This window comes from Janibacter sp. CoH_79_TC_3 (assembly GCF_058197955.1).
The window spans coordinates 1-19813 of record NZ_JBXWIV010000030.1; the positions used below are offsets into that span (position 1 = coordinate 1).

Below are 19813 nucleotides of genomic sequence, written 5' to 3' on the forward strand. Positions count from 1 at the left end.
TGGCGTTGGCGTTGGCGTTGGCGTTGGCGTTGGCGTTGGCGTTGGCGTTGGCGTTGGCGTTGGCGTTGGCGTTGGCGCTACCATTCTTAAATGTACAGTATTAGCATCGCTATAGTCAGCTACAAAACCTACTAATGGACTATTATCATTAACTGCAGAAAACTCACTGTTGAGACTACTAGCGGAGATGACATTATTCCATATTGGACTGCCAGTTAGGTTTTGTACTGCATTTGAGGCATTGACCATGAGTGTGCCTTTACTAATATCGGCATTTCTACTAACCTTTAATTGACCGTAGTCAGTCGCACTGTTTAGTCCTATGCCTAAGACCTCACCATTTCGCATGATGTAGTCACCATTTAGTTCCAACACACCTTGGTTTATATTGGTATTACCCGTCCATGCTTTTGTCCTGCTGTTCATTGACAACTTACCAGTGCCGGCTTTAGTAAAGTCACCAATGCCGGTAATTCTGGCATCATCAAATACAGAGACATTAAAGTTATTGGTATCAATGGTACCGCCACGGCTAGCTAGGTTGATAGTATTGTCAGCAGTAAAGTTATTGAATAGTAACGAGGATGAAGATTGGGCTAATTGCAAGGTTCCTTTATCAAAGTTAATCACTGATAATGTAGAGTCAAAATCTCGTTTAACATTTCTAGCTACTACTACTCCATTGTCGATAATGCTTAAAGTGCCTTTACCTCCGTCACCGATAGATAAGTTCTCAACATTCAATTTTGAATTGGTACCGGTAACGGTCAAATCACCTTCGCTTTCGCTCCTACCGACAGAAACACTAACCGTTTGTGCTAAGCCTCCATCAGCAATCGTTACACTACCTTTGCCCCCGTTTCCAATATTCAAAGAATCACTAACACTTATTTTTGAATTGGTACCGGTAACGGTCAAATTGCCTTCACTATTTTCCTCGCCACCCATATACATAATATCCGTTTGTACTAATCCCCCATTGGCAATCGTTACGCTACCTTTGCCTTTAGTTCCGACTAATAAATTACGATTGGTCAGTTTGGAGTTGGTGCCGGTAACGGTTAAATCTCCTTCGCTATTTTCTTCTACACCAATATTAACAAAAAACGTTTGTCCTAAGCCCCCATCGGCAATCGTTACGCTACCTTTACCTGCATTTCCAATATACAACGAAGAATTAGCAAACAGTGTCGAGTTGGTGCCGGTAACGGTCAAATCACCTTCCCCACCTATGTATTCACCAATATAAAAAAGACCATTCGCTTGTATTGATCCCCCTTCGGCAACAACGGCACTTCCTTTGCCTTCAGCTCCGACTACAAAATAACTAGTATTCAATTTTGAATCTATACCCGTAACGATCAAACTGCCTTCGCTATCTACTATTTCACCAATAAGAGTACCATTCGCGAATACTGATCCCCCATCTTTAATTATTGCACTTCCCTTTCCTTCTAAACCGATAAATAATTCTTCAGCAACCAATTGCGAATTGGCACCAGTAACGGTCAAATCCCCTTCGCTACCTATTTCTGAACCAATAGACATAACACCCGCTTGTACTGACCCCCCATTTGCAATAGTGGCACTGGCTTTACCTTCATATCCGATCTCCAAATAATCACCGACACTCAATTTCGAGTTGGTACCAGTGACAGTTAGCTTACCTTCGCTACCTTTTTTGTTACCAATAGTCATAGCCGTCGCTTGTGCTAATCCACCATCTTCAATCGTTGCATTTCCTTTACCTTGATGTCCAATCAACAACTCCTTAGCACTCAGTGTCGAGTTAGCACCGGTGACAGTCAAATCCCCTTCGCCAGAGACTTGGCGACCAAGGCTCATAAAAATATCACCTTGGAGTGATGAACCATCAACAATGGCGGATGCACCGTTGGAAATAATGACACTTCCTTTACCTTCATTTCCAATAGCCAAATCATAAGCACTCAGTGTTGAGTTGATGCCAGTAACGGTCAAATCACCTTCGCTACCTGTTTTCTCGCCAATAGAAACATTTTTCGCTTGTATTAATCCGCCATCTTCAATCTTTGCGCTTCCTTTACCTACTCCTCCGATATACAACTGCTCGGTATCCAATTTCGAGTTGGTGCCCGTAACGGTCAAGTCAGATTGGCTATCTATATCTTGACCAACAGCCACACCGACCGCTTGTACTAAGCCTCCATTGATGATCGTAGCACTTCCTTTACCTTCAAACCCAACATCCAAAAAATCATCAACGATCAGTTTCGAGTCGGTACCAGTAACTAGTAACTTGCCTTCGCCACCTTTTGCTGCACCAATAGAGGCAACAGCCGTCGCTTGTATTAAGCCCCCATCTTCAATCGTTGCACTTCCTTTACCCTTATTTCCAATAGCCAAATCATCAACAATCAGTGTCGAGTTGGTACCGGTAACGGTCAGTTTGCCATCCGCCCCGAGTTGGTTTCCAATAATTATATTATCCGAATCAACTTTAGCCTCATTGCGGATAATCAATGTACCGGAGCTTGTTTGACCAACGATTGCATCAGAAGTCTGTAAGACAGTGTTTACATTTTCTACAATGTCATTAGTCACTAGATAAGGGTTTGTGGTTATTACTGTTGTCTGACCATTGTTATAAGTAGTTGCCTGTACGCTGCTTATCGAAAGCATACCCAATACAGTTATTGATAAGGTAGATAAGACCACTCCTGCTTGTCTATGACTAGTAGCCGAGCGTCCAGATGACTTACCGCCAGCTTTAGCCAGCTCAGATACACATTGGTAAACTCCTAAGGAGTGATTAAATACAATACGGTAAATATGATTCATAACAATTCCCCTCATCCTTGTAGGCTATCAATTAACTTCCTTTGATTAGTATATTACGATTTTAAATAGAGTTGCTATATTTAAATTATTGAATATTACTTAAACGAATTATATGTTGAATATTTACCAAGTTATGAGATGTTTTATGACGCGAAAAGGTTTAGTCATTAGTCGTATCTAATATATTCTGATAACTTAAAATAAGAGATATATAAACGTCTGGCTAGAAGGCTATCTAGTGCGATTCATAGAGCATCTAACTATAATAAAAAATAGCCGCCTCACTTTGAAGTAAAGCGGCTGATCCACTGACTAAGCTGGTCTTACGTCAATCTTAGTATTAATCCATTCTGCAATCTCACTTGCTACCCACACTACTCTCACCTGTGTCAATTGTACCTTCTTAGGAAACGTTGGGTCGTAACGATCAGATTTTTCATTGACCATCTCGTAAATTGTAGAACGACTAAGACCGGTGTAATGACCAACATCTTTGATACTCAGTAGTTGCGTTATATGATTACATTGCTCGACTATTGGTTGTGTTGCATTCAAATTTTCCACGATTTGCTCCTTATAAGTAAATGAGAGCGTTTCCCCTCATATACTTACCGAGTCCTATAATTTTTTACTGCATCCCATGCCGTCCTACGGTTAGCTTTTGATACAGCTAATAAAAAAAAGGAGCTCAATGACTCAGCTCCTTTTTTATGACTGGCTCGATTTACTAGCTCACTGCCGTCACGCTTTGCCGTAATCCCTGCTCAATGCTAGTCATGTCATGATTGGCTAAGCCATGGTTCAAGTGCCCATGCTCATCTTGATGTTGACCAGAATCGCCTGTCTCGACTGCATAAAACTCTTCCACCACTGTAAACGCCTCATCATTATCAATCTCAAAGGCTGAGTTCACATAGCCAAGCTTCGCCGCTGTCTCTAATGCTGCCTGATCAAATCCGTGTTCGCTAAGCTCACTATCAATTGACTGTGCATTAAATACCGCATCTTTAAGCGTCACCCCATCACGCAGCGTTAAATCGACAAAGTAAATTGGTGTGCGATAGCTTTGCGTCGTGCTTTTCCCTCGCAAGGTTAATTGCAATGGTAGATACGACAGCTTGTTGCCTGACACTGCAGCAAAGTAGCTTAGCCTTGCTGCCAATGTGCGAATACTATTAAAGCCAGTCGTGCGAAAGATAAACGTGCCCAGCTCATCGTCCTCAGACAGATTCACGTACAGTCTGCCGTAAGGCTTACAAGCGCCGCCTTGCGCCAGTGGACAGCGATCAGGTGATGGACATGGTAGCTTGTTCAACGCCATTGCTTGTGCGGCGCTGACATTGCTCACCGTCACCCACGCATAGCGGTCTGCCAGTTTGTCTATCGAACAAGGTGTATTCAGCTCGTAGATTTAATTCAGGATTATTAAATAGCATGCGTACCGGTATTTGCCGAAGCTTACCGTCACTCTTTGCACGTAGCTTTTCATCAAGTGGATGTTTGATCCAGCCATCCTTGTTTTGGATTTGGCTGGTAATAGTGAACTGGTCGTCCTTAGCAGGGAGACGTTTGCCGTCTTTATTAATCACGCGTCCAATGCTGATACGACCAAGTACGGGCGGGGTTATCGTTAGACCTTTAATCATGGTGATATTCCTTATATGTTTAATAGAATGTGTTTAGCCATAAAAAAGCCCACCTGTAATAGGTGGGCGATTATGCGCTTGCTTTGGTTTGTCTGTGTGTTGATTGAATAGATAGCGGCTTAATCGTTTAAGACAACAAAGCGTCTACTACCTTGACGGGTTTTACTAAACTGCGCGAGTAATTCAGGATGCGCTTTAATGACGGCTTTACCATCAAGACCGACACTGTTTTTCGAGTGCTTCCATGAAATAGCCCCTTTCTCGAATACGGCCATCTCATTATCTTGAGTTAAGCTTTGCAGCTGGTGCTTCACCTGATCATGGCGCTGCTCTAACTCTTGCATGTAATCACGATAACTCAGCAGTTGCTCAAATAACTTGTTGGCACCTTCGTCATCTCGCAGATCAACCTTACTTGAGGGCTTTGGTGTTGGATAAAGCAGCTTTAATGCTCTTGCTGCGGATTCAGAATGATTAGGGGTTGGTGGTTTGTCGGTTTCCACATACTGCCAGAATAGACGCTCGTGCTCTATGATGCTTTCAATCAAGCGCTCATCACGCTCAACCTTGTATATCTTAGCCTCATGCCCACAGACTAACACGCAGATATGAGCTGTCTGTTTACCCGTGACCGCTAACTGATGCTGTACTTGGCAAGTGACATACAAGGGGACGCCATGTTTCCACAGCTTGGCACCATGCTCTCCTGCGGTTTTACACTCAAGGATTTGTACTTCATCACTTCCAGTAATTGCATAGTCTAAGTTAGCCAGCATAAAGTGTTTGTCAGAATCAGGATGCTGCAAGATATCGTTTACGCGGCGCACCTTATTGCCAGTATGCTGTTGATAATATTTAGCCACCATCGGCTCCAAGGTATTGCCCCAGTATAAAGGCGAATAACCTTCAATACTCTCATCGGTATCTGAGTTCATGCGTCCGGTCTTAATCATCCATAGCTCAAGCATGGATAAATACGGATGGATACCGCAGGCTGCTGCTGCATCAGAACTGCCAATACCTTGCTTACGAAACTTTAGCCAGTCCTCACGGCTCAAAGATTTGGTATTGACCAAACGCTTAGCCGTGGTTGCAGTATTCGACTGAGCAGGTTTATCAATGGTGTCAACCTGCTTGGTTTTCACCACTGCTGGTTTACGCTTCACGGTAGTACGCTTAGCCTGTCTTGGCTGAGTATGGGTGCTTAATGCGATCATGTTCATGATATATTCCTTCGTTAAATTGGTTGTTGGTTGGTTACTGATTAATGAGAAACAAACGGCATAAAAAAACCACGCTCGAAAGCGTGGTTTAATTTATTGAACGTATTAATAATCTTTAAGCAATCAGTGCAAAGGCTTCCTCTAAGCTTTTGTCTTTCAGCTTATCCCTTGTACCGAACCAAGCAGAATCGAGCCTGTGATCTGTCGACATGGCACGGCGCTCATGGTCCACGTACTCTGTCATTGCCGACAGTAAGCCATAGGCTGTATCACGCGCTGAATCTAAATCCGCACCGCGACCTTGACCGTTAAACATGTTCATCACCTGATTCATGGCACGGGCATTGGGCACCGCATCTTTTTCTTTCTTAGCACTGTTAAACAGAATGATGTCACTGTCCTGATCGTTGAAGACACGGTTCAGATAATTAGTCGCTTCTGCTTGGGTCACACGGCGCTGGGTAAGCTGCTTCATCTCATACATGTGCTCATTCCACTGCTGAACAGAAACGCCTAATTGCTGCTTGACCTTGTCCGCATCAAAGGATGTGCTATGCGGTACTTTCACCACGCCTCCTTAGCCGTCAGCGAGGCTAATGGCTAAGGGGTTATTACACACCACACGGATATTGGTAAACTGTGCAGTGGTCGCAAGCGTGCCATCACAAGCGGTTGCAAGTAGAAGGTAGCCACTACTGACATCACCGCCTTTGATAGTCATAGACTGACCAGTACGAGCGAGTGCCCACATCTTACGACCGCCCTTTAAGACGCCTGCGGTTTCAAGCTCAAAGTGTGATTGTTCAGTGAGATCACGATAAAACTCTAGAATCTCACGCGGCTGTACTTCTTGATAGCGTTGACTGACAACCGATAACGGCTCTAGGTTATCTGAGCGATACAGCACCTTATTGCTGTCGAAAGGCATGATCAGGCTTTGCCCTTTTTCATTGCTTGCCATGTAGCTGACGTCCGATGATTCAATACGCCAATCCATACCAGCTTCCTTTGCCTATACCTCGATAGGCTGATTCTTTGGCAACTGGCTACCTAAGCCGTACCAAGATGTCTCACCAACAAAAGCCATATTTTCGATTAAATGTGCCATGATTAATTTCCTTTTAGGTTTGATTGTTTATAAGCATTGAGTAATGCAATGATTCATTAGTTGATGGTTGAGAAAACGTGCATACAGTCATCACAGCGATGCTGATTATTGACTAGCATGGGTAAAGCGCTATGAGGCTTTGCAAGCTCAATGACAGTTGCGATCGCAGTACCTGCAACCACAACGATCACAGGATGTACTTTGAATTATTTGCATAGACTGACACCAAGACCGATCAGTGCAGCAGGTGATAACAGCTCATCAATAAGCTGATATTAGTACCATCAGTCATCACATAAACAGCAGATGACTGACAGCGTGGACATAGGGGTTTCATAAGGGCTCCTTATTGCGCGCATAAAAAAATCCTGCGCGAGGCAGGCCTTTGATGTTGAGTAAGGATGAGCATTAAGACGCTAATGCTCAAGCTCATGACAGTAGTATGTATTTGAAATTAGTTTGCTATGCCCGGTAATCCTCGACGCTTCTTTGTACGGTAGGTGCCATGACCAAAGGTACGCATGCTAGGAAGCCATACTTTTAAGTGCTGATCTTTCTTATCAAGCTTGGTTAAATATAACGTTACGTAAACCGCATTTTCAATCTGACGTAGGTTATTACGATGGATCATACCGACGCCTAATCGATCATTACCAAAATCATCTTTTACTTGGTGCTTTTTCTTATAATCATTACTGTTACAGTTGTAATAAGTTCCATGCCCTTCTGTTATAGCCTTCCATTTCTTACCAATCTCTATAGCCAAAGCGCAATCACCTTCACGTCTTGCTCCGTCATATATTAGTATTAAGTGACAATGAAACCCACCACATTTACCCCCTTGTTCTAATGCCCAGGCATATCCTTGTAAACATTTGAAGTACGATTTCTTGTTACTGATAAGCTCTCTAAGCTTTTTCATATGATTGTTGAACTGAGCTATGAGCTATGCTGAAGAAACTGTAGAGATAAACTTGGTAAACTAACGACTCAAAGAGGAGTTTACCATGACCAAGAAAGTAAGAACCTACAGTGACGAATTTAAGTCCGAAGCCGTCAAGAAGGTAGCTGATAACAATGGCAATATTTCAGCTACCTCAAAGCAGCTCGGTATAGTCATTCAAACCTTATCGAACTGGCATAACAAAGCTAATCAAGGCAAGCTTGTAGGCACTGAGCACTATGATCCACAGCTTACAGCTGTTCTAGAAGAGAACAAGCGCCTCAAACGACAGCTTAAAGTTGCCGAAGAGAAGCGAGAGATATTAAAAAGGCGACGACGTACTTCGCCAAGCACAGCTAGTCAGGTACGCCTTTATTAAAGACAATCAGCAGATACATCGCAACCGTTGTAAGCTACTAGTTAAAGCCGCTCACAGTGAAAGTAAAGAACGTTATGGTTATGAGCGTTTGCATGCCCAGCTAACAGAGCAAGGCCATGATATTAGCCTATACATGGTTAGAAGCATTAAAGAGGAACATAACATTAAATGCCGTCGCCACAGGCGCTTTAAAATTACAGCAGACTCAAATCACAATAAGCTGGTCTATCCGAACGTGCTCGACCAGCAGTTTGATGCTAAGCATCCTAATGAGTCTTGGGTCAGTGACATCACCTATATCTGGACAAATGAGGGCTGGCTGTACTTAGCTGGAGTCAAAGACTTATACACTAAAGAGCTGGTTGGCTATGCCATTAATAAACGCATGACAGCAGATCTAGTATGCCGTGCACTCAATATAGCAATCAAGAAAAAACGTCCCAGCAAAGGGCTAATAGTTCACTATGATAGAGGCAGTCAATATTGTAGCCATGCGTATCACAAGATTATCAAGCGACATCAGTTTGCAGGCTCAATGAGCGCTAAAGGTAACTGCTTTGATAACGCACCTATAGAGAGCTTCTGGGCCGTATTAAAGAATGAGTTAATATATAATCAAGATTATAAGATCAGATTTGCCGCCATTACCGATATCATTAGATATATCGATTTGTACTACAACCAAACGAGAATTCAAAAGGGCTTGGGCTATAAATCGCCAAGACAGGTGTGGTTTGATTATTATCGTCAGGCTGCGTAATTAGAATCTCCCAAGTTTGAGTCTACGGATTTGACACCAGGGGTCAGAAGCCTTTTTCTTATTATAGGTTTTTTTATTCATAACTCCCTTATTTCCTCTTATAAAAAATATTTTAAGAAAATAGCACTTTTCTTGTCTTTGCAAACCCACTAGATAGGTTAATCATCACTCTATTCTAATTAGAATTTCACATTCTAAACTTAGTAATGAATTTAAACCAAAAAAATCCGACCACATTAAGTGATCGGATTTTTAATATTTGGTGGAGATAGCGGGAGTTGAATTACTGCATTATAGGCGTTGATATATAAGAGTATTGTGTTAATTTAAGCTCACGGTGTACAATTGGTGTACGCACGAAAATCGAATAATGTTCTTTATTTTCAAAGTAAATATGCCAGAATGATGCATTTTTCTTACATACCACTTTGAGCTCAAATATCATTTATTGACCATTACTAACAAAGACTCTTGAAACTAAATTAGTGGATTAAAATATTTTGAAAAATAATATACAACCGACCGATATTAAGACGATAGGCAATAGAGTTAAAGAAGAGCGTAAAAAAAGAAAGTGGTCACAAAAAGACCTAGCAAAGATGATAGGTGTATCACAAGCAACTATTTCTGAGATTGAAAGGGGTATAATAAAGTCAACAGGTTTAGCTGTACCACTCGCAAAGGCACTTAAGGTCGATGCAGTGTATTTTTCCGACGGTAAAACAAGTGTTATCTACAAAGAACAAGGTACTAGTATAGAAGGTGAAATTGCAACCAGTGATAGCATTCTGATAACACCTTATGATTTTAATGCAATATACAGTGACGACATCGATAGTAATGACATACAGCCAAACGATGCTATCTCCTTTTCACATAACCTCCTAAAAACATATAAATTGCATAAAACACATCTACTCGTTGTAATGAGAGCTAAAGGCAATGCAATGAGTCCCACCATAGAGGATGATGAAACGCTAATATTAGATATGCTTGATAATAAACCTAAAAACTCAAAGGTCTACCTAATATGCCTAAATAACACTCTATTCATTAAGCGCTTTTTATTTACACCTAAAGGATGGTTATTGCGTTCTGACAACTTTGACAAAAGCACCTACCCTGATTTTGAATTCAGCGCTGAGGAAATAAACGATATTGATATTCAAGGTTGCATAGTTTGGCGTGGTGGTATCTTATGACAGACATATATTTAAATTCTTATAGTCGATAGAGTCTATAAAATCTTGATTAACACTCTAAAATATATAACTTACCATCATTAAGGAATTGTCATTGGAAGCAGTAGGCGATAGAGTTAAAAAAGAGCGTAAAAAATTGCAGTGGTCACAAACAGTTTTAGCTAATAAGCTAGGTGTTACTCAAGCTGCCATATCTGAAATCGAGAGAAATGTCACTAAATCTAGCAGCCTCATTATAGATATAGCGGAACTATTTAAAATGAATGCTGGAGAACTTTTATATGGCAAGGCTAATCCAGATACAGTAGACGAATACCTAATAACTAGTAATGTCGTATTGATTCCCCGATACCCTATAGAACATATAAGTATTGATAATAACAATATAGGAACAGCAGATGACATGCCATTTTCACGTGAATTTTTAAGTTCTCATAAACTTCCTGAGTCTCGATATTTGGGAGTTATAAAAGCTATAGGCACGGCAATGAGTCCAACTATAGAAGATGGACAAACATTAATACTGAACACGTTGGATAACATTCCTAAAAATGGCAAGTTATATTTAATTTCTATTAATGGAACTATATTTTTGAAGCGATTTCTCTATACACCTAAAGGATGGTTGTTGCGTTCTGATAACCCTGATAAAAACGCCTATCCCGACTTTGATGTTAGTATTGACGAAATCAATGAGATTGATATACAAGGCCGTATAGTTTGGCGAGGCGGCATCCTATAATAGAAATAAAAGTCCAATCTACAAAATTGTTGAGCTGCTTATGTTAAGCAGCTTTTTTATGCCTAAAAAAGTAATGAACTTATAAAGACTTATTAACATTATCTCTACTCTATCACTGGCATAAGCCTGTGGTCTTTTGGATGTAAATATATTGAAATGCAGTACAGATGTATTAAGCTTCTACTTAGAGCTCTGTAAGTAACTTGTACATTTTGGTGTACATAGCAGTGTACGCATGGTGTGTCATTATGCGCTTTACAGAAATTTTCATTAGGATAATAAGTGTTTTTTAGTGGAATTTAAGGTAATAAAAAACCCCTTAGAGCTTTTTGCTATAAGGGGTTTACTTACTACTAATTATTTCTACTTTATTACTTCTTTGTTACTTATTGTAAGTGGTGGAGATGGCGGAAACTAAACTATACACGTAAAGCATTGATTTATATAAATATATAAAATTCAGAATAAGACGATACCAACCATAATACCAACAATCGTTTTTCGTTAAAAATATTCAATAATCCCATTGCACTACCTCGATAATATTTTGTAATTTCTTATGAGACCTTTACCCTACTCACTTATATTCAAGCTCACTAAGTACACTTCTAAAGGCTAAAAAATCATTCTCTAACATTCACATATTTATCACGCTTGCAGCTGTGGTAGCTACTCGTGTGGCAAGCATTCGATATTAAAACGTCCACATGCCAGCAACTATAAATATAATGATCAACATCTATAATTAATAGCTTAGCGTAGCTTATAGGCGCTCACCGATGTTGCTCAAATCTCACTAATCGGTTAAAGTTGGGTTATTTAACTTTATCGAGTATTTGGTTATGAAAAAGCTATTGGCTGTATGTTTGGCATTGGCGCTAAGTGCATGCGGTGGCTATGATGATATTGACGCCATGAGAGACGCCACTATGGGCTCTACTGGCGTTGTCGGTGGCAACACTGGCTCTAACAGTGGTAATACAACCAAATGCTATGAACCTAATGTGCTGAATGTCACTGGGACACGTGTCATCGATGGTGATACGGTTGAGGTTACTCAAGCATCAGGACAAAGCGAGCGCGTACGTTTACTAGGTATTGATGCGCCAGAATCGGCGCAAGAGTATGGAACAGAAAGCACGACAGCCTTATCTCAGTGTGTAAAAAATGCGATTGTTACTATCCAGTGGACTGAAAGAGATAGATATGATCGACTGCTTGGTAAGGTCATTGCCAATAATGTTGACTGCAACTTGAACCAATTACAAAAAGGTGCAGCTTGGCATTACAAGGAATATCAGAGTAGCCAGACACCTTATGATCGCATTGAGTATGCCAACGCTGAGATTGTAGCGCGTTCGAATGGTAGGGGCTTGTGGGCAAATCGATATCCTATAAAGCCATCCGATTATCGAAGCGGTAAAAACAGCTCTGACCTCAATTTTAATAACGATCGCTTGCCATCAAAAGGTGTTAGCAAGTGCTATAGCAAACCTAGTGCAGGTGCTTCCAGTGGTTCTGACACTATTATCCCATTGCCACCTACCGGCTCTATCTGCAGCAATTTTATCAAGAAAACCTGTAGTCAGATAACAACGTGCGTAGAAGCTGAACAGCAACTTCTATGTGGTAATACACAGATTGATGGCGACAAGGACGGTGTGCCATGCGAGTCGATATGCTCAGGTGGTTAATTAGCGTAGCAGCAGCTCTATCCATAGCTGCATGCACATCCGCACAAGATAATAATCATAGCACTGACTTTGTGACAGTAAATGAAAGTGATTGGTATGGCGAACACTATACGGCCTATCCATTTACCGTACCGGGCGAAATTGTATGTATTACTCACCCAGAGTATGGGCCTTCTGTATATTTTCATCCTGTCGAATTTACTGATGAGTCTTATATTGGTACGCCACTCAATAAGGCTGCGGCTAAATCTCTGAAGCAGGCAGATATGACTCCAAATGTCCCCTATAGCATCAAGCAAGGTGCTGACTTGAGTGAGGCTAGAGAGGTTGGGCTGAAGGCGTGTCGTCAATAAATAAAAATATTGAAAAATTTTTTAGAAAATTATATATCGTACGATATTTTCCTTGGAGAAACCAATGGCAGTTAAGACCGTTAAAAGCTCAGTGAAAGTAACCACACCGTCAATCAAAAAGAAGTTTAAAAACTTTAACCGTATTGAAGCTATATATGAACTTGTATGGAATGGATTCGATGCTGGAGCTGACAGAGTAGATGTTAATATATATAGAAATGACTTAGATGGAATAATAAAAATTTTAATTTCCGACAACGGTAAGGGTATAGATTTTGATAGTGAAGATTGTGGTTTTAATAAATATGACGACTCTGAAAAGAAAAATTCCATACACACTCATGGTAAAGATGGCGTAGGAAGGTTTAGCTTTCATAAAATATGTAATGATGCAGTATGGCACACGAAATTTAATAGTATTATGTACAAAACCAGTATTAACAGTGAAGTGTTAGAAGATTTTGATACTGTTGTACTCACCAGTGATATCGAAAACTACTTATTAGGCAAGGAGTCTGGAACTACTATTGAATTACTTGGTTTTAATGGTAAAGAAAATCTACCAATAGAAGAAGATATAAGAAGGTATCTTTCTATAGAATTTGGCTGGTATCTTGCTATTAAAGAAAATACAATCATATGTTTCAATAATATAGATATAACAATACCTCACGCAATATTAACAGAGCACAATTTCAAAGTTAATAACTTGGTATTTGATGCTAAATTTTACTTATGGACTGACAAACCATCGTCTGAAAAATCTTATAATTACTATATTTCAGATAGTGGAACTATAAAATTAAAAGAGCTAAGTAAGTTTAATCAAAAACCAGACTTCTATCTTAGTACTATTTTAAAATCAGAACTTTTCAACAGTCAAGACCTAGATCTGATAGAGATGAGCTCAGAAGTAGTTAACTGGTCTGAAGTAAAAGATGAAATTTTAAGAGTGCAGCAAGAATTATATATAGAATTTTTAAGAAATAAAGCAAACAACTTAATTGAGAAATATGAAGAAAAGGGATTTTTTTTAATAAACAAAGGTGTGGATCATAGCTATAACTTATGGCGAGAAAAAAATATCAAAATTATTATTAAAGAAATGTATGTAGCAGATCCTACACTTTTTAATTCCATTAAAGATAGACCAGCAAAAATACTAATAAGATTATTAGACAAAATAGTAGTTTCAAATGAAAATGACTCTTTACTAGATATACTAGATGATATACTAGACCTAAACGATGAAGGATTGAATAGGTTATCCAAAGTGATCAAAGATTCTAGTTTAGAAAATATAATTAGTACTGTAGAAGAAGTAACTAAACGACTTAGCACTGTTAAAATGCTCAAAGAAGTTATGGAAAGTAAATACCACGATGTTCTTGAAACTCCTGACTTACAAAAAGTTATTGAAAGAAATAGCTGGTTGTTTGGCGACCAGTACTCTCTTATTGGTGCCGAAGAAGATAATTTTAATAAAGTAGCTAGAAATCTTAGAGATAAGGTAAAAGATATTGACGATATATCAATTGAGGATTTAGAGGAAGATGTAAATATAGAAGGAGCTAAAAGACAAGTAGATTTATTTCTAGCCAGTAAAAACGTTAGTTATGATGAGAGTAATAATAAAATTTATAAATGCGTGATAATCGAGATAAAAAGACCCGGAATCTCTCTAAGTAAAAAACACCTTAGACAGCTAGAAGATTACGCTGAAATAATAAGTAAGCATCCGTCATTTGGATCTAGTGACCGCATGAGATTTGAACTTATTCTTATAGGTCGAAAGATCTCAAAAGATGACACCTATATAACAAGAGCTCTTGACTCTTTAAAAATCCATCAAGAAAATGGATTAGTATCTAAAGATAACAGGATAAAAAGTTATGTGCGTGACTGGTTCTCGATATTAGACGAACACGAGCTATCACATAGCTACCTATTAGATAAGCTAAAACCAAGACTTCCTGATTATACGGATGTGAGTTCAGAGCAACTGATAGATATATTACAAAACCAAGAACAACCAACCTGATCGAAAGACCTTTTTAAAAAGCTTATTTCTTTTGCTATTTAATCACTAGCCAACCCGCTACTAAGCGGGTTTTTATTACCTACACTTTCACCCAATCCGCCACACATAATAGCTCACTGCTTAGTCCATAAATTCACATAAGGTTTTTAACAAACAGGTATAGAATCCGTAGATTAATCACTAGGAATTAAATATGCCTCAATTGAAATCCCCTTTCTTAGTAGCGGCTGTTGTCATAATTGCTTTAACCACTGCCACTATGATCATAATTATGTAGACTATCAGTCTATTTTAACCCTATGTATTGAGTGATATTCCAGACAAAAAAAAGCCGCCTTATTGGCGGTTTTTTATTACTTAATATAAGTCTTTTCGAATCCAATTGGGTAAATAGTCAGACCGATAATCACTTATCCAAGTATCTATCCACACAAAAGCTGCAAAAACTAATGCTCCTAACGCAACTATAGTGAGACCGTTTGATATATAAATAAGCAGAGATACCAAAAAACCTACATCCGCAACTAGGTATAGCCTACTATTAATGAAAGTTAATACCATCGATAATAAGAGAATAGGCAATGCGCGAATAAGGCCACGAAAGCCATACAACATAAGCCAACCTATTTTATTTAGCATAATGTTGAAACCCTCCTCAACCGGTACAAGTCTTCTTAGACTGACTAATCTTACCGTTATTACAAACAAACTTACCATTTTGGCAATGCGATACACCGCCCATGCTTTTAGAGCAAGGTGTGTTCTGAGCATTCGCCTGCATGACTGGCGCCATCATAATCATAGATACAACAAACGCTGACCAAAGCTTCATAGGCTACCACCTTAATAATCGAATAATATAAATTCGACCATAGCACTGCATGCTGCCTTTAATCAATAACTATCTAACTAATGTTTGTTGGTAATCGAAGTCTTGCATCAGACGCAGTCATTGCGACTATCTTTATTGGTACCGCGCACGCCCAAGCCATACCAGCTGCACAATAAAACATACCATCCTCATATGATACGATATGAGCAGTAAAATCATTATTTGCTAGGTTTGCCATAGTCTCTTGATCGCAACTATCATCTACCACGCACCATATCTCTTTATGCCCATCTTTTAGCATTGCTATAGTTAGCTCACTACCTTCGAGTATTTTACTCATTGTGTAAACCCCTAACCATCCCTGTAACTATTAACCTAAACAAGTAAAAATACATAAAAGTTTTTTGATAGCTCGTTTATGGCAACTTCGCAAATGCAATTCTCTTAATATTCTACATTATATATTCTTATAATTGAATATAAAAAAGATTGCTACTTTATATTTAAAGTAACAATTCTTTTTATTCAAAACAATAAAATCAGGTGGGGAATTATCTACAGTAGTACTTGTTTATAGCCCTACTTCATCTTGAGTCAGTGGGGTTTTTTTAATGGGTACCGCATACTTCCAAGTGCCGCCTTCCTTACAAAGGAAGCAACTATTTTCGAAACCTACAATATGCATGATGAAGTCACCGTTGATATCTCTAATAGTCGCCATAGCGTGCTCATGACTCTCATTGCTTACGGCGCACCACACTTGCTCATCACCACGTTCTAGCATGGCACGAGTTAGTTCATTCCCTAATAACTTATTACTCATGTGAGAAACCTTAATAATATTTAGTTTTTAGTCCTTTAATTTCACTACGTACTTCATTCCAGCTGCAAAATTTTAGCTAAGATAAGTGTTTCTTGCAGTTTAATACATGTAAGTATTACCCAACCCGCCATTGAACGGGTTTTTTATTAGTCAATTAATATTTATAATCGCAAATAGTGCTAGCCATCATGGCAAACCTCATTAAATTACTGGCTTATAAGGTGATAGATTATGGCAACGATTGAAATTGATATCGAAAAATTAAAAGCTAGTGGTAAGCGTGGCCATGAGCTCGTCAAATGGGCTTATGAGGTATTGCGCTATGATGGTGAAAAATTGGTTCATACCGCCATTTATGCAGGCACCCCACACGTTGATCACATCCGCTGTGCAAGTATGCTCGGTTATAGCGTTTCCACGGTGCGCAATTGGTGCAGTCAAGGCAATGGACCTATTCAACCTAAACGCATTAATGGCAAGCCGTATTGGCGCATGCGTGACATACGCAACTTATTAGACCTTTAATCCTGATTAACATCTTTAATAACGAATAGGGTTCGACATCATGTCGAACCCTATACCACTATCCATAATTGGACGGTGCTATCAACTCGCCAGCCTTCATTAAATTGAGCATGCCTTAGTAGCTCTCGACATCCTCAATTTGAGGAAGTCTAAGACCGTTCATCATAACGATGAACCTTATCGCCCCCTCCCCAAACTCGGGGAAGGGTTGGATTTGAAATCCGACCCTTATAATCCGCTCTTTTCTCGAACGGAATTACAGCCGAAATCAGTTCACCTAGACTATTTTGCATCTAGTGTTTTATGTATCTTACCCCTGCTCAACTTTGGGCAGGGCTAGGAAACAATGACGTAATAGTCTATCCCCCATTGGGGGGGGCGGACCACCACTAATCGATATGTCCAAATGCGGACGCATCTTTTAGAGTGTGCATTTACGCACGCTCGTATGTCTTAACTTCCCCCAGTGGGGGTAGCGTGAATTCCTCAGATTGAGGATGTTTAATAACATGGGCCTTTAGGTGGCTCATTCCAATCACCAGTGGTGATTGGACAACTACAATCAGCTGCCTGCTGGCTAGTTATTAATGGTGGGTCAATTCCGCACTTCAAATGCGGAACCTTGATAATAAAGGGCCTGTATCAGCGTTACCGTGTAATGCGGTAGCCTTCGTGAGAGAGGTCACTACCAAACCAAGGGCCGCATTCTAGATGCTACCCTTGCCAGCATTGAGAAAGCAGGCAAGATTATTCTATTTCTTGCTTCCTCATTATTTTATTATTCCTATGACAGCTATGCCAAATAAAGCTTTCGGATTATTCCAATATTTATAATTTGCCTTTTCTGCTTCCTCACTTCCTTGCTTCCTGCCTGCTGCCTCCTACATCAATTGCATTTTGAATAATAAGTTTTTACAGGTTTTGACTGCCGCCTTAGGTATTCGTACCGAGTCCATAAACCCCGTAGTCCTTACCTTTTAGCCCTTGAACGTATTTGAACGTAAGCTGTGGTGGTGATTCACTCTCAATATAAGGTTTTCTAAGGCAGCAAGAGGCCAAACAACCTAAGGCTCTTATCTAAGTGGTTCAGCTTCGTTTTTACCTGTTTTGTTTGATTGCAGGATAGGGATAGGCTTACGCCGACTAAATTACCCCAATTTTGGATAGCTTTCAATTTATTGTGATTGGCTAGTAGATGCCCCCAAACTTGGGGGCATCTACTAAAAGTAATCTGTATCACGATTTCAGTGACGCAGGTATTAATCTATCTGTGTGGTGATTTCCTCCACGCAGGCAAGCACCCATTTATTGCTAAATAGAGCGTTAACTTCTTCACGCCCTACCACGCTCAATAATCCTTACCTCCAACCTCAAATTGAGGACGGATAATTATTAGCGATCGCAGTTTAATATTTGCCATTAAGTGTCCCCAATTTTGGGGAGACCTTGGTACGAATTATTTATTGGCCATAATCGATATTGGCGCAACTATTAGAAAAATTAGAATAGTTCAGTTGTCCGGAGTTACCGGATAACTCAGTTGCCGAGTAATGCTCGTAAAGTGAGTTGTTTCCAAAATGTGAATAGGTAGGCGCAGATTTGAGCGCATCTCGTTGCATCCAATTGTGGATGTATTGAATCCAGTTGTAGCCAATTGCATCGGGTTGCAGCTGCTGGCAAGTAGGTATTCAACATCAAGTTGTAAACCCGATAGTACGTGCCTTCTAGCTAAATACTACTGCATCTTGGTTAGACTTGAAATCCAAGCAAGATTGACTATCCAATCTTGGATTTATCTACTTTATTGATGCATGACCAGTTCCACAGTGTAGAATTTATATAATTACTAATTGCTATTTTATCATTCTGTCATCTAATTCCGGATCAGTATCGATTCCGACAATAGCGTCAATTTTAACTTTAAGCCATTTATTAGGACGACCCGGTAAATCAGGTTCGGGTAGAAATCCAGATTTACGACGTATAGCTACCGTACTATTGGATTCCCATCTAAATATCTGCTTAATATCTTGAGTAGTGTAATAAACACCTTTCATGTGGATGATTCCTATGTCAGTTTAATTGTTATACCTTGCTAGGCATCTTGGTTTGATATGCAGACGACTGATGCAACTGCTGGCAAGTAATTGCGTCTTGGTTGGGTTTGGACTCTAGGTAATATTCATTGCCCAAAGTTGGGCAATGACAAGTGATATGACTAACCCTTGCTAATCGCTCTAGCCAGCTCGTCTGATAATGAGGGGCCGGTTAACCTAACCACTGTCGGCTTGGGTGTCGTCGAATTTACATTACCCTGTAACGAATGATTAACCTTCTGCTTATTAGTGAAAACCTCGCCTACCTCCTTGGCTGCCTGTTCTAGCAGTTTTGCCACCAATGGCCTGTTTCTAGACTCAAAAGCATCACGTACCATATTATCAAGCATCTTTAACCTATAAGCCTTATTGGCAACTGGTATAGAGTTGATTTCATCATTAAAGCATTTGCGATGCTTTACGAATAGCTGCTGCCACTTATCAGACAGATTAACTCCTGACGCCTTATCGGGATCATACTTTGCCACCTGTTGCCTAGTGACAATAAGCCCTCCAAACTCTTGATTGACAGCATCTACCACTTCCGATGGTAACCCTCCCAAACCTAAGACACCTAACAAATAGAATTAAGCTGCTTGATTGAGTTTCTGTATGGGCGTAAAACC

At 39.8% G+C, this 19813-nt stretch carries 18 protein-coding genes and 1 pseudogene; 7 read left to right on the forward strand and 12 right to left on the reverse strand.

The features are described from left to right. The 7 genes and pseudogenes from AC2FA3_RS14335 to AC2FA3_RS14365 all read right to left on the reverse strand — a co-directional run. The coding region (locus AC2FA3_RS14335; protein WP_490510158.1) for an ESPR-type extended signal peptide-containing protein at window positions 1–2820 on the reverse strand (2820 nt) is incomplete at its 3' end. 312 nt (window positions 2821–3132) lie between these two features. Continuing rightward, window positions 3133–3384, reverse strand: coding sequence for a helix-turn-helix transcriptional regulator (locus AC2FA3_RS14340; protein ID WP_490510159.1), 252 nt, complete (start codon window positions 3382–3384; stop codon window positions 3133–3135). A gap of 163 nt (window positions 3385–3547) precedes the next feature. Beyond that, window positions 3548–4168 (reverse strand): recombination directionality factor, encoded by a 621-nt coding sequence (locus AC2FA3_RS14345; RefSeq protein ID WP_490510161.1) that lies wholly within the window; start codon window positions 4166–4168, stop codon window positions 3548–3550. After that, window positions 4107–4466: a recombination directionality factor gene (locus AC2FA3_RS14350; protein WP_490510162.1), complete on the reverse strand. Its 360-nt coding sequence runs from the start codon at window positions 4464–4466 to the stop codon at window positions 4107–4109. The genes AC2FA3_RS14345 and AC2FA3_RS14350 overlap by 62 nt, the downstream gene beginning before the upstream one ends. A gap of 119 nt (window positions 4467–4585) precedes the next feature. Beyond that, window positions 4586–5689, reverse strand: a complete 1104-nt coding sequence (locus AC2FA3_RS14355; protein ID WP_490510163.1) for a YqaJ viral recombinase family nuclease — start codon at window positions 5687–5689, stop codon at window positions 4586–4588. A 115-nt stretch (window positions 5690–5804) separates the two neighbouring features. Continuing rightward, window positions 5805–6686 (reverse strand): annotated as a pseudogene (locus tag AC2FA3_RS14360) (DUF932 domain-containing protein). Between the two features lie 565 nt (window positions 6687–7251). Beyond that, window positions 7252–7719: a YagK/YfjJ domain-containing protein gene (locus tag AC2FA3_RS14365; protein ID WP_490510164.1), complete on the reverse strand. Its 468-nt coding sequence runs from the start codon at window positions 7717–7719 to the stop codon at window positions 7252–7254. 85 nt (window positions 7720–7804) lie between these two features. On the opposite strand from AC2FA3_RS14365, the gene AC2FA3_RS14370 reads away from it, so the two are divergent. The 6 genes from AC2FA3_RS14370 (at window position 7805) to AC2FA3_RS14395 (ending at window position 14911) form a co-directional block, all read left to right on the forward strand. Further along, window positions 7805–8879 (forward strand): IS3 family transposase gene (locus AC2FA3_RS14370; protein WP_490510166.1). Its coding sequence is split into 2 segments (ribosomal slippage): window positions 7805–8067 and window positions 8066–8879, totalling 1077 coding nucleotides; the frame shifts between segments, so codons are not numbered across the junction. A gap of 500 nt (window positions 8880–9379) precedes the next feature. Beyond that, window positions 9380–10081 (forward strand): XRE family transcriptional regulator, encoded by a 702-nt coding sequence (locus tag AC2FA3_RS14375; protein ID WP_490510167.1) that lies wholly within the window; start codon window positions 9380–9382, stop codon window positions 10079–10081. 94 nt (window positions 10082–10175) lie between these two features. Further along, window positions 10176–10823, forward strand: a complete 648-nt coding sequence (locus AC2FA3_RS14380; RefSeq protein ID WP_490510168.1) for an XRE family transcriptional regulator — start codon at window positions 10176–10178, stop codon at window positions 10821–10823. A gap of 842 nt (window positions 10824–11665) precedes the next feature. Continuing rightward, complete coding sequence (locus tag AC2FA3_RS14385) at window positions 11666–12517, forward strand: thermonuclease family protein (RefSeq protein WP_490510170.1); 852 nt, start codon at window positions 11666–11668, stop codon at window positions 12515–12517. Continuing rightward, a complete protein-coding gene (locus tag AC2FA3_RS14390; protein ID WP_490510172.1) occupies window positions 12490–12870 on the forward strand; it encodes a hypothetical protein in 381 nt (126 codons plus the stop codon). The genes AC2FA3_RS14385 and AC2FA3_RS14390 overlap by 28 nt, the downstream gene beginning before the upstream one ends. Before the next feature lie 64 nt (window positions 12871–12934). Then, complete coding sequence (locus AC2FA3_RS14395; RefSeq protein ID WP_490510173.1) at window positions 12935–14911, forward strand: ATP-binding protein; 1977 nt, start codon at window positions 12935–12937, stop codon at window positions 14909–14911. Window positions 14912–15566: 655 nt separating this feature from the next. Here AC2FA3_RS14395 and AC2FA3_RS14400 read toward each other — a convergent pair. The 3 genes from AC2FA3_RS14400 to AC2FA3_RS14410 form a co-directional block, all read right to left on the reverse strand. Continuing rightward, window positions 15567–15743, reverse strand: a complete 177-nt coding sequence (locus AC2FA3_RS14400; protein ID WP_490510174.1) for a YdcA family protein — start codon at window positions 15741–15743, stop codon at window positions 15567–15569. A gap of 73 nt (window positions 15744–15816) precedes the next feature. Then, a complete protein-coding gene (locus tag AC2FA3_RS14405) occupies window positions 15817–16083 on the reverse strand; it encodes a hypothetical protein (RefSeq protein ID WP_490510175.1) in 267 nt (88 codons plus the stop codon). A gap of 231 nt (window positions 16084–16314) precedes the next feature. Beyond that, entirely contained in the window at window positions 16315–16566 is a 252-nt protein-coding gene (locus tag AC2FA3_RS14410) for a hypothetical protein (RefSeq protein WP_490510176.1), read from the reverse strand. 231 nt (window positions 16567–16797) lie between these two features. Here AC2FA3_RS14410 and AC2FA3_RS14415 point away from each other — a divergent pair, with 231 nt between their 5' ends. Further along, window positions 16798–17091 (forward strand): helix-turn-helix transcriptional regulator, encoded by a 294-nt coding sequence (locus AC2FA3_RS14415; protein ID WP_490510178.1) that lies wholly within the window; start codon window positions 16798–16800, stop codon window positions 17089–17091. 1853 nt (window positions 17092–18944) lie between these two features. On the opposite strand, the gene AC2FA3_RS14420 is transcribed toward AC2FA3_RS14415, so the two are convergent. Both AC2FA3_RS14420 and AC2FA3_RS14425 read right to left on the reverse strand, forming a co-directional pair. Then, window positions 18945–19148, reverse strand: a complete 204-nt coding sequence (locus AC2FA3_RS14420; protein ID WP_490510179.1) for a hypothetical protein — start codon at window positions 19146–19148, stop codon at window positions 18945–18947. A gap of 161 nt (window positions 19149–19309) precedes the next feature. Then, window positions 19310–19768, reverse strand: a complete 459-nt coding sequence (locus tag AC2FA3_RS14425) for a DUF2280 domain-containing protein (protein WP_490510180.1) — start codon at window positions 19766–19768, stop codon at window positions 19310–19312. Window positions 19769–19813: the final 45 nt, after the last annotated feature.